General features: G+C 45.4%; 5 protein-coding genes and 3 pseudogenes. 7 read left to right on the top strand and 1 reads right to left on the bottom strand.

From position 1 onward, the window contains the following. Window positions 1-118: 118 nt before the first annotated feature. A pseudogene (locus tag F7734_RS58300) lies at window positions 119-277 on the bottom strand (transposase domain-containing protein); the annotation flags it as partial. A 30-nt stretch (window positions 278-307) separates the two neighbouring features. On the opposite strand from F7734_RS58300, the gene F7734_RS58295 reads away from it, so the two are divergent. The 7 genes and pseudogenes from F7734_RS58295 to F7734_RS58265 all read left to right on the top strand — a co-directional run bounded on the left by F7734_RS58295 (window position 308) and on the right by F7734_RS58265 (window position 10,866). Then, the gene (locus F7734_RS58295; protein WP_347566472.1) at window positions 308-5,926 is read left to right on the top strand and encodes an AAA family ATPase; all 5,619 of its coding nucleotides are present in this window, start codon (window positions 308-310) and stop codon (window positions 5,924-5,926) included. Window positions 5,927-5,933: 7 nt separating this feature from the next. Beyond that, window positions 5,934-6,335, top strand: a pseudogene (locus F7734_RS58290) (response regulator transcription factor); the annotation flags it as partial. A 490-nt stretch (window positions 6,336-6,825) separates the two neighbouring features. Beyond that, window positions 6,826-7,120 (top strand): annotated as a pseudogene (locus F7734_RS58285) (response regulator transcription factor); the annotation flags it as partial. A gap of 242 nt (window positions 7,121-7,362) precedes the next feature. Then, window positions 7,363-8,043, top strand: coding sequence for an isochorismatase family protein (locus tag F7734_RS58280; RefSeq protein WP_155744649.1), 681 nt, complete (start codon window positions 7,363-7,365; stop codon window positions 8,041-8,043). Between the two features lie 520 nt (window positions 8,044-8,563). After that, a complete protein-coding gene (locus F7734_RS58275) occupies window positions 8,564-9,121 on the top strand; it encodes a DsbA family protein (RefSeq protein WP_155753273.1) in 558 nt (185 codons plus the stop codon). A 144-nt stretch (window positions 9,122-9,265) separates the two neighbouring features. Continuing rightward, window positions 9,266-9,847 (top strand): nuclear transport factor 2 family protein, encoded by a 582-nt coding sequence (locus F7734_RS58270; RefSeq protein WP_155753271.1) that lies wholly within the window; start codon window positions 9,266-9,268, stop codon window positions 9,845-9,847. Window positions 9,848-10,119: 272 nt separating this feature from the next. Continuing rightward, window positions 10,120-10,866: an SDR family oxidoreductase gene (locus F7734_RS58265; protein WP_155753269.1), complete on the top strand. Its 747-nt coding sequence runs from the start codon at window positions 10,120-10,122 to the stop codon at window positions 10,864-10,866. Window positions 10,867-10,997 lie beyond the last annotated feature (131 nt).

Here is a 10,997-nt window from a genome sequence, read left to right as displayed (position 1 = left end):
ATCTGCGAATTTCTGTCACAAGCCAAGCTAAAAAAAAGGTATTTCTTCAGGCTCAAGACGTTGAAATTTGGGAACAGCTCGACGCACTACTAGATAGAATAGACGAGCTTATCGCAAAAGCCCCTATTCTTTGTCGTGCCTCGGTAATTGATGATTTGCAAGGTACGCTGCCTAACTGTCCAATTCGTACCCAAGCTTCGCTTAAACCATCAACCAGATTTTTCAGTACTGTTCTCATTGACGCCTTTGACCACAAACTCATGGCAATAATTAAACTATTGCCAAACCACCTATACCGCCACATCAGGTGAACGCAGCGATTCCTAAACCCGTTTCAGACATCATTCTCAAACTGATGGCGAAAAACGCAGAGGATCGCTATCAAAGTGCCTGGGGGATCAAGGCGGATTTAGAACGCTGTACAGAGCAATTTACAACAACAGGTCAAATTGCTCATATTCAATTAGGTCTGCAAGATGTTTCGGATCAGTTTCAGATTCCCCAAAAGCTGTATGGACGCGAAGCGGAGATTGCAGCATTATTGGCGGCGTTTGAAAGAGTAGCCCCAAGAGGGAATGTTGGCGAAGCCCACCGACCAGAGTCAGGCATAGAAAATCCTCAATTCAAAGTCGAAATGATGTTGGTTTCTGGCTATGCGGGAATTGGCAAATCAGCATTAGTGCAGGAACTCTATAAGCCGATCGCAGCAAAGCGCGGTTATTTTATTTCTGGTAAATTTGACCAATTCAGGCGCAATATTCCCTACAGCGCCATTGTGGATGCCTTGCAAAAGTTGGTGCAGCAACTTCTGGGGGAACCGGATGAGCAAGTGCAACAGTGGCAAGAGCGTCTGCTCTCAGCTTTAGGAAGCAATGGGCAAATCATTATTGATGTCATTCCTGAAGTTGAATTAATTATTGGCAAACAGCCACCCGTACCCGAAGTTGGAGCAACTGAAGCTCAAAATCGCTTTAATCGAATCTTTCAAAATTTTGTGCGGGTGTTTTGTTCAAAAGAACATCCCCTGGTCATCTTCTTAGACGATTTACAATGGTCCGACTCCGCGACGCTGAAGTTAATCGAGTTAATATTACTCGACAAGCAAACCCAATATCTATTTTTGATTGGAGCCTACCGAGACTCGGAAGTGCATCCAACGCATCCACTAGCATTAACGCTCTTAGAACTACGAAACCAAGGGGCAGTACTTCAGGAGATTACCTTAGCACCCTTAACGCTCGAACCTTTGAGTCAACTGATTGCCGAGACGCTAGGTCGCAATATTAACACCGTTCGTTCTTTAGCCCAATTAGTGTTACGTAAAACCGAAGGCAACCCTTTCTTTGCCGGTGAATTTTTGCGAATGCTGTATAGCGAAAATCTGTTAATTTTTAATGTGAAACAGTTAAGCTGGGAGTGGGATATTGCTCAAATTCAAGCCCAAAATATTACCGAGAATGTGGTGGAGTTGCTGTTGATCCAGTTGAAGAAATTGCCAAATGAAACACGGCGAATTCTTCGCTTAGCCGCTTGTGTTGGAGCTAAATTTGATTTAGAATCGTTAGCGATCGTTTGTGAGCGCTCGCCTCAAGCGATTTTCCAGGATTTACTAGCTGCAATACAAGCTGAATTAATTCAACCTTTATCTGAATTAGACGAAAACTTGTTAGTTCAAGACTACAAGTTTTTGCACGATTGTGTGCAGCAAGCGGCTTATGCCTTAATTGATGAGTCACACAAACAAGTTGTTCATCTCCAAATCGGTCGCAATCTACTCGAAAAAACTTCACCAGAGCAGCGATCGCAACGACTGTTTGAAATCGTCGATCATCTCAATCGGGGAATTGAACTGGAGAGCGATCGAACAGAACGAAATGAAATTGCCAAATTAAATTTAATCGCAGGTCAGAAAGCAAAAGATGCAACGGCTTATGAAGCAGCTCTTCAGTATTTCAATATAGGACTGAAACTCCTAGATAGAGAAAGTTGGCACAATCAGTATGACCTAACCTTGGCGCTTTACTCCCAAGCAGCAGGAGCAGCGTATCTTCACGGCCGCTTTGATGAGATGGAACAATTGGTAGAAGTGGTACTCAATCGCGCTAAAACAGTGGTTGACAAAGTGCAGGCTTACGATAGCAGAATTCAAGGATATTTGTCACAGGGCAACCTGAAAGAAGCACTAAAAACTGGATTGGAAGCGTTAAAGCTCTTGGGAATAGATTTAATAGAAAATCCAAGTCAGGCAGATATTCAAAGGGAATTGGAGTCAACGGCTACACTACTCGCTGAACGAGAAATCAAAGACTTGATTAATTTACCAGAGATGACTGCACCAGAACCGCGCTCAGCAATGTCAATCCTAGCGAGTATGAGGTCTGTTGCATTTATAACGTTACCAGCACTGTGGATACTGATTACTTGCAAAGCGGTAAATTTATCAATCAACTACGGGAATGCTATCTGGTCATCACTGTTTTATGCTGGCTACGGGTTTGTTCTATGTGGAGTTGTTCAAGACATTGAATTCGGTTATGAGTTCGGCAAATTGGCTCTGGGTTTGGCAGAACGATTGAATGCCAGAGGAAATGCTAGAACCTTAATGTTTTCGAATGTCCATATCATTCACTGGAAGGTGCATTTTAGGAACACAATACCCATGCTGGCTGATGCCTATCAAAATGGAGTGGAAACTGGAGACTTTGAAACTGCTGGTTATGCTGCATATTACGTGTGCTATAACTCATTTTTTGCTGGAGAGGAACTTACCCAACTGGAACAAAAAACAGCAGTTTACAGCAAGTCGATTGACCAAATTAGACGAGAAAGTCCCTCGAATTGGCTGGCAATATTGCGGCAGACTATTCTTAATTTGCAAGATAGGCCTGAGAATTCCAGCCGCTTAGTTAGTAGGCTACATAATGAAGAACAGGCGTTATCACACGCTATTGCAGTTAAAGATGGAACTGCAATCCAGATACTCTATTTGCACAAAGTCATGTTGTGTTATCTATTTGAAGAACACCATCAAGCTGAACAGACTGCTATTTTGGCAAGGCAACATTTTGAAGAGGTGACAGCAATAACGGTTCTACCTATATTCTGTTTCTATCATTCGCTGGCGCTTTTGAGCCTATCGCCTGATACTTCAAACTCCCAAAAAGCAGCTTGGCTAAACTGTGTTAACACCAACCAAGAAAAAATGCAGAAATGGGCAGAACACGCCCCAATGAATTATCTACATAAATTTTATCTAGTCGAGGCAGAGAAAGCGCGAGTCTTAGGGCAATTTCTTGAGGCTGAGGAGTTTTATGAACGGGCGATCGCAGGTGCTGCTGAAAATGAGTATATCCAGGAAGAAGCATTAGCTTATGAATTAGCGGCTAAACATTATCTGGCGCGAGGTCGGGAAAAAATTGCTCAAACTTACATTAAAGAGGCGCACTATTGCTACGATCGCTGGGGCGCAACCGCTAAAGTTAAAGATTTAGAAAAACGCTATCCACAGTTCTTTTCTCAGTCGTCTAGAGCCGCTTCCACATCAATTCCTATTACTGCTGAAACTATCACTAATCCCTTCCATACCGCTTTCGATTTAGCAGCAGTGATGAAAGCTTCACAGGCGATTTCTCGTGAAATTGAACTGAAGCAATTGCTGCGATCGCTGATGCAAACTTTAATTGAGAATGCTGGCGCACAAACCGGATATCTGATTTTAGAAAACTCAGGAGAATGGTCGATTGAAGCGGCTTGTGAACTCAATGCCGATGAGAATGCTTGTGCGACTCAGGTGTTACAGTCTATTTCAATTGCCGATCGATTGCCAGAATCAATCATTCAATATGTGATTCGGACTCTGAAGCCTGTCGCCTTAAATGATGCGACTCGTGAAGGTGCTTTTATTAATGAGCCATACATTCAACAGAACCAGCCTCAATCTATTTTCTGTTTGCCGTTGCTGAATCAAGCCAAGCTGGTCGGTGTATTGTATTTAGAAAATCGGTTAGCAGCTGGAGTATTTACACCAGAGCGATCGCAGGTCTTGCAGCTATTATCGACTCAAGCAGCGATCGCTATCGAAAATGCCAACCTTTACTCAGAACTGCGGGCTAAGGAAAGCAAGATCACCCAGTTCCTCGAAGCGATTCCGGTGGGAATTGCGATCGTGGATGCGACGGGTTGCCCTTACTATGCCAACCAATGCGGCAATCAACTCCTGGGCAAAGAAACTGATACTTCCATAGCACCGGAGCAGATACCAGAGGCTTATCAGCTTTATGTAGCGGGAACGGATCAAATCTATCCAGCGGAGAGCTTGCCTACTGTGCGGGCATTAAGGGGCGAACGCATTAGGACTGAAGATATAGAAATTCGTCGAGATCGTGTCTCAATTCTAATTGAGGCACGGGGAACACCAGTTTTTGATCGACAAGGCAATATCACTTATGCGATCGCTACCTTTCAGGACATTACAGAGCGCAAACAAGCCGAGAAACTCCTAGCCGACTACAACTGCACTTTAGAGCAACAGGTTGCAGAACGAACTGCTGCATTACAACGCAGTGAAGCCAAGTTCCGAGCTATCTTTGAAAACTCGCAGGTCGGCATCTACCGATCCCGCCTCTCGGATAGATTACTTCTCGATGCCAATCAACGCTTTGCCAATCTGTATGGCTTTGACTCAGCAGAGGAGATCATTGGGCTTGAACACACCGCAGGCTACTATGTCAATCCCAGCGATCGCCAACAATTCCTTGAGTTGCTGAAGCGGGATGGAGAAGTGCGAAACTTTGAAGCCCAGATGCGGAAACGAGATGGGACATTGTTTTGGGTACTTTTCTCTTCTTATCTGAATGCAGCCGATGGATACATCGAAGGGGTGGTTGTAGATATTAGCGATCGCAAACGAGCAGAAGCCGCTTTACAAATAAGTGAAGAACGACTACGCTTGGCATTAACCGCTTCAAATCAAGGACTCTACGATCTCAATATCAAAACTGAAGAAGTCGTGATTAACCCAGAATACGCTTTAATGCTGGGCTACGATCCAGCAACATTTCATGTAACCAAATCTAGGTGGATTGAGAGTTTGCATCCTGACGATAGAGAATCAGTGCTTGCAGTTTACCATGCTTGTATTACTGGAGAAGTCCCCAGCTATCAAGCAGAGTATCGCCATCGTACCCAGGATGGTCAGTGGAAATGGATTCTTGCTGTCGGCAAAATTGTTACCTGGAATGAATTCGGTGAACCCATCCGAGCGTTGGGAGTTGTTACGGATATCGACGATCGCAAACAGGCAGAAGCCGCTTCAATTTTGGAAGAGCGCAACCGCATGGCACGCGAAATTCACGATACACTCGCTCAGGCGTTTACAGGCATTCTGGCTCAGGTCGGAGCGGCAAACCAGATGCTAATGGATGATGTAGAAGCAGCTCAGGCACACCTGGATCTGATCAAAGAATTGGCACGAACTGGACTGACTGAAGCGCGGCGATCGGTTGTCGCGCTCCGTCCTCAGCTTTTGGAGGAGGGCAATTTACAGAGCGCTCTACATCGTCTCATCGCTCAAATCAGGACTGCCGCAATGGATACCACTTTATATTATGAGATTGAAGGTACGGTGTATTCTCTACCGACTGAAGTCGAGAGTAACCTACTGCGAATGGGGCAGGAAGCATTGACCAATGCGATTAGACACGCCAATGCTGACGAAATTCGAGTGCAGCTAGTCTACGATCGCGACCAGTTTTGCTTGCGCGTAAGAGACAATGGGCAGGGCTTTGGAGTTGGGAGTATTCCATCCTCTCTTGGGTTTGGCTTACTCGGCATGAGCGAACGGGCAGAGCGCATCGGCGCACAACTCACGATTAGGAGTCAACCTGGACAAGGAACAGAAATTATTGTCACCGTCAATTGGGAGTAGCGTCACGATGAGCCAAGCCATAACCATTCGGGTTCTGATTGCAGACGATCATGCTATTTTTCGGCAAGGATTAGCCACGATTATTAACCGTGACCCAGATATGCAGGTGATTGCCCAAGCTGAAAATGGTGAACAGGCGATCGCCGCCTTTCGGGAACACCAACCAGATGTAACGCTAATGGATCTGCGAATGCCTGAAGTGGAAGGAGTTGCCGCCATTGGTGCAATTTGTGCGAGCGTTAAATCTGCTCGGATTATTGTACTGACCACGTATGATAGTGACGAAGATATTTATCGGGGATTGCAGGCAGGAGCCAAAGGATATCTGTTGAAAGAAACTGAACCTGACGAGCTTCTGAATGCGATTCGTACCGTTCATCGGGGTCAGAAGTATATTCCACTCGATGTGGTATTAACCTTGCTATGGCGAGACGTAGCGGGAGTCACGGAACTGACAAGAATGTTAGCACGCGAAGGTTTTTTGTGGTGTAGGGTATCCGCCGAGGTATGTGCAAAATGGGACACGTTGTAAACAAATGTTGCGGAACGTGCTTTAATAATTTACTAACTTGCCAAAAAATGGTACAGAGACATTCAAGTTTTTGCACATTAAAATCAACTCTTCACGCTATTTTGTCCCTCAAACTTACCCATTAATGACCTTTTTAGGGAATGTCTTCACGAGAGAGGATACGCTCAATCCGGCATTGAAAAAACGTAAAATAAAGGGTTTTCAAACATCTACGTTACATAACTTTACAATGTGTCCCATTTTGCCGTTATCTCGGCGGATACCCGTGTAGTCCCAAGACAGTCAGTCAACAAGCGATATCTCAACGGTTTTTAACATTTCCCGCCCAATTATTCGAGAAAGTCTTTAAGGATTTATAGTACCAATTACCGTTCATCGGGGTCAAAAGTATATTCCGCCTGATGTGGGAGCAAAGTTGGTACAGCGGCTCAGCAATCCAGAACTGAGTGAACGAGAACTGGCGGTACTCCGCTCAATGGCACAGGGAATGAGCAATGCCGATATTGCGGCTGCTTTGAGTATCGGTGAAGGCACTGTTAAATCTCATGTCAACCGGATTTTGAATAAGTTAGATGTCAGCGATAAACTGGGTACAGCTTGCGCTTCGCGAACGCACTCAAGCTGTGATTGTTGGTGTTAAACGCGGCATTGTCAGTTTGTAAGGTGTACGTTCGATTGAATTTGGATTCTAACTTAAGTTAGAGCCAGCCTTCTACTCCACGATGGCATGGTTAATCTATCAATTTATACTGTAAAAATTTTAACTTGCTGTAGACGACAGCTTGAAGGCGATCTCCTATATTGAACTTATTCTGAAAGAAGCTGAGTACTAGAACTGGACACGCCCCAGATAGCTAGGAAAAAATGACATTGATTGAATTTGAATAAAAAAGGAGATAAACCCATGAGCCACACCATCGACACAATGATCGATCCCAACGACGCCGTGCTGCTGCTGATCGATCATCAGAGCGGACTATTCCAACTTGTGCGTGACATCGAACTCCCAGTCCTCCGCTCCAATGTCACGGCGCTCGCCAAGATTTCCCGACTCGCCAAGATTCCGACATTCACGACTGCTTCGGTGCCCGATGGTCCCAATGGTCCCCTAATTCCCGAAATCCACCAGCACAATCCTGAAGCGGTTTACATTCCGCGCACAGGACAGATTAACGCCTGGGATAACCCAGCTTGGGTAGATGCTATCGAGAAGACCGGGCGAAAGACTCTCCTCATCGCCGGAACTCTCACCAGTGTGTGCATGGCGTTTCCGACGCTGAGCGCACTGGCCGCTGGTTACAAGGTCTTCACGATCATTGACGCTTCTGGCAACTGGAGCCAGATGGCGACCGACCTCACTCTGGCCCGCGTCGTCCAGGCGGGAGCCATGCCCATCGACGCTTACGCAGTAATGAGCGAACTCATGAACACGTGGAACCGTCCGGACGCAATGGAGTTTGCCGCTGTTGCGGTTGACCACATCGTGCCGCCTTACCGCGCCCTGATGGAGAGCTATGACAAAGCTCAATCCGTGCAACGAGATGGACGAGAGACCAAGCTCGATCGGCAAATGGCACCTGTGTAAAAGCACCTAATTGCAACGCGCACGCACAAAATAAAAAAAGGGAAGGTGAGGAAGGAATTGGTTATCAGTGTGACTTGAAGAAGATTCTGGCCAGGTTGTCCAACTTTACCTTCCAAAAAGGTGGAAGAAATAACATGAAGAAAAACTAAAGGAAAAGTTGACTCGGAGTAATATTAAAACAACGGAAAACTTCAGAGAAAAAATGTAAAGAAACGCCTCTTCTATAAGCATTGTCACAGCGTTGAGAATTAGCAATTAGGTAGGAGCTAAGCTAAAAGGAAAAAGAAAGGTCTTTTAACTCCTGTTCATCAAGATGCGCCCGATCCTAACTTAAGTTATAGCTAGCCTTATACTCTGCGATGGCATGGTTACTCTATCAATTTGCACTGTAAAAAATTTAACTCGCTATAGACGACAGCTTGAAGGCGATCTCCTATATTGAATTTATGCAAACAGTCATCCAGGCAATGAATTGAGCAAGTTAATTGCAAAGTTCCATGCTTGATGCAGATTTAGAAAGATGAACAACGATCGTAGCCGCAGTTCCTTACTTGTACCGCCTTCAGCCCAAGATTGGATTCAAGGTGTGTTGAGTGCCAAGGTAGTGCTGGTGATGTATGGAGACTATCAATGCTCTAGAAGTGCGAACGTTTACAAGATGATTAAAGCGATAAAACGAGAGCTTAGTGCTGCTTTTGGAGAAGATTATTTATGCTTCATCTTCCGTCATTTTCCACAAACACAGATTTATCCCCATGCTCAACGGGCAGCCCAAGCAGCCGTTGCTGCCGCCGCCCAAAGAAAGTTTTGGTTAATGAGCGATACTTTATTTGACCATCAACGAAGGTTGGAGAACGGTTATCTTGTCGAGTACGCCAATGATTTAGGGCTTGACATTCCTCAATTTCTCAAAGAGTTGTCTAAACAAGTGCATGTCGATCGCATCAATGAAGATATAGAAGGCGGAATAGAGAGTGGAGTGACGACTACCCAAGCCCTGTTTATCAATGGAATTCAGTATACCGGGCACTGGAACACGACGGAGTTGATGGCAACCATGATTGCTGCAAGTTATTAATTTCCCCGATCTTTGCTCCCAATTCATGTCTGACTTGCCTGTAAGTGCTGTAAGCTATCAAATTTTGATTTTTAAGAATCACCAAAGCAGTCAAGCATTGGAACTCAAGACACTTTAGATAGATAGAACCAGGAGTATTTAATCATGGTCAAAGAGCAAACTGTAGACAGACAAGCAAATTTACAAGCAACTACCAATTTGACACCAGCCCAGGAGTCTTTGCAAGCACTTTGGGAAGAGCATTTACAGTACGAGTTTGGCACTCACAGTACTGAAGATGCCCTCGCTACGATGGTTGAAGATGCTTACGTTAACCACATCCCGGTAATGACTGGGGGAGTCGGGAAACCAGCACTGCGCGAGTTTTATTCCAAATACTTGATTCCACAGATGCCGCCGGACATGGAGTTGACCTTAATCTCGCGCACGATCGGGACAGATCAACTCGTGGATGAAATGGTGGCTAAGTTCACTCATACTGTTTGGATGGAATGGATATTACCCAGCGTTGCTCCCACCGGAAAACGGGTGGAAGTGCCAGTAGTAGCGATCGTCCAGTTCCGTGACGGCAAGCTAGCCCATGAGCACATTTACTGGGATCAGGCAAGTGTATTGGTTCAACTCGGTATGCTCGATCCGGGTACACTCCCCGTTGTAGGGGTTGACAGTGCGCGCAAGGCGATCGATCCCAACTTACCTTCAAACACACTAATCGAGCGCAACTAAGTGTAGGAGCCAGCAAACATCAATACCCAAACCCGCCATCCCGGCCAGCTACTCCCGAAGCGATCGAGCGAATTTTGGCAGTAGCACCCAAGTATGGCATCGAATTCATCGTGTGAATTAGAGCAATGCTCAAACCCGGCTCCTACAACCAGAATCGTTACTCATCCTGGTTATAGATCGAGGCGCTTCTTGTTGCTGGCTCCTACACGTATTGCTGCCCATTGAGTTTTTGACGCAAGTAACATAACCATTCACAACAAGAGGTAACTATCATGATGCTTAAAGACAAGGTTGCTTTAGTGACGGGAGGGACAGCGGGCATTGGTAGAGCTACCGCGATCGCTTATGCTCAACAACAAGCAAAAGTGGTGGTGGTGGGTCGTCGAATGGATGAAGGTGAAGAAACTGTTCGATCGATCAAGGAAGCTGGCGGAGAGGCGATTTTTGTGCAAGCAGATGTAACGAAAGAAGACGATGTTGAAGCCATGGTTGATAAAGCGGTTGGCGTTTTTGGTCGGTTAAATATTGCTTTTAATAATGCAGGAACGGGCGGCGAAAATCCCTCATTGATTGAGCAAGCAGAAGCTGAATATGACCGCACTATGAACGTCAATGTCAAAGGCGTTTGGTTGTCGATGAGATATGAAATTGCTCAGATGTTGAAACAGGGAAGTGGTTCAATCGTCAATATGGCATCTGCGGTTGGAGTAGTTGCACTTCCTAACTTACCCCTCTACACCGCGAGTAAACATGCAGTAGTAGGCTTAACCAAAGCTGCTGCCCTCCAATATGCCAAAGCGGGTATTCGCATCAATGTTGTTGCACCAGGGGCAATCAAAACAGATATGTTTGAAGCAGTTACAGATGAAGCCAAAGCTTACTTGACAGGACTTCACCCGATCGGACGAATTGGAACACCGCTTGAAGTTGCAAATGCAGTCCTGTTTTTATCATCTGACCTAGCATCGTTCGTAACAGGTGAAACGTTAATGGTAGATGGTGGGTTTGTAGCGCAGTAGTCGAAAGGCAGTGCGAAATGTTTGACACAGCACTTCAAGCGACTCACTAAAGCAACACTGAAATCGGTTCGCTAATTCCATAAGAAACTCCATAAGAATCTGCAAGAAGTTGAGTGTTGGAACTGACTACA

The sequence above is a fragment of the Scytonema sp. UIC 10036 genome (genome assembly GCF_009725235.1).
This window is presented reverse-complemented; position numbering and strand designations above follow the sequence as displayed.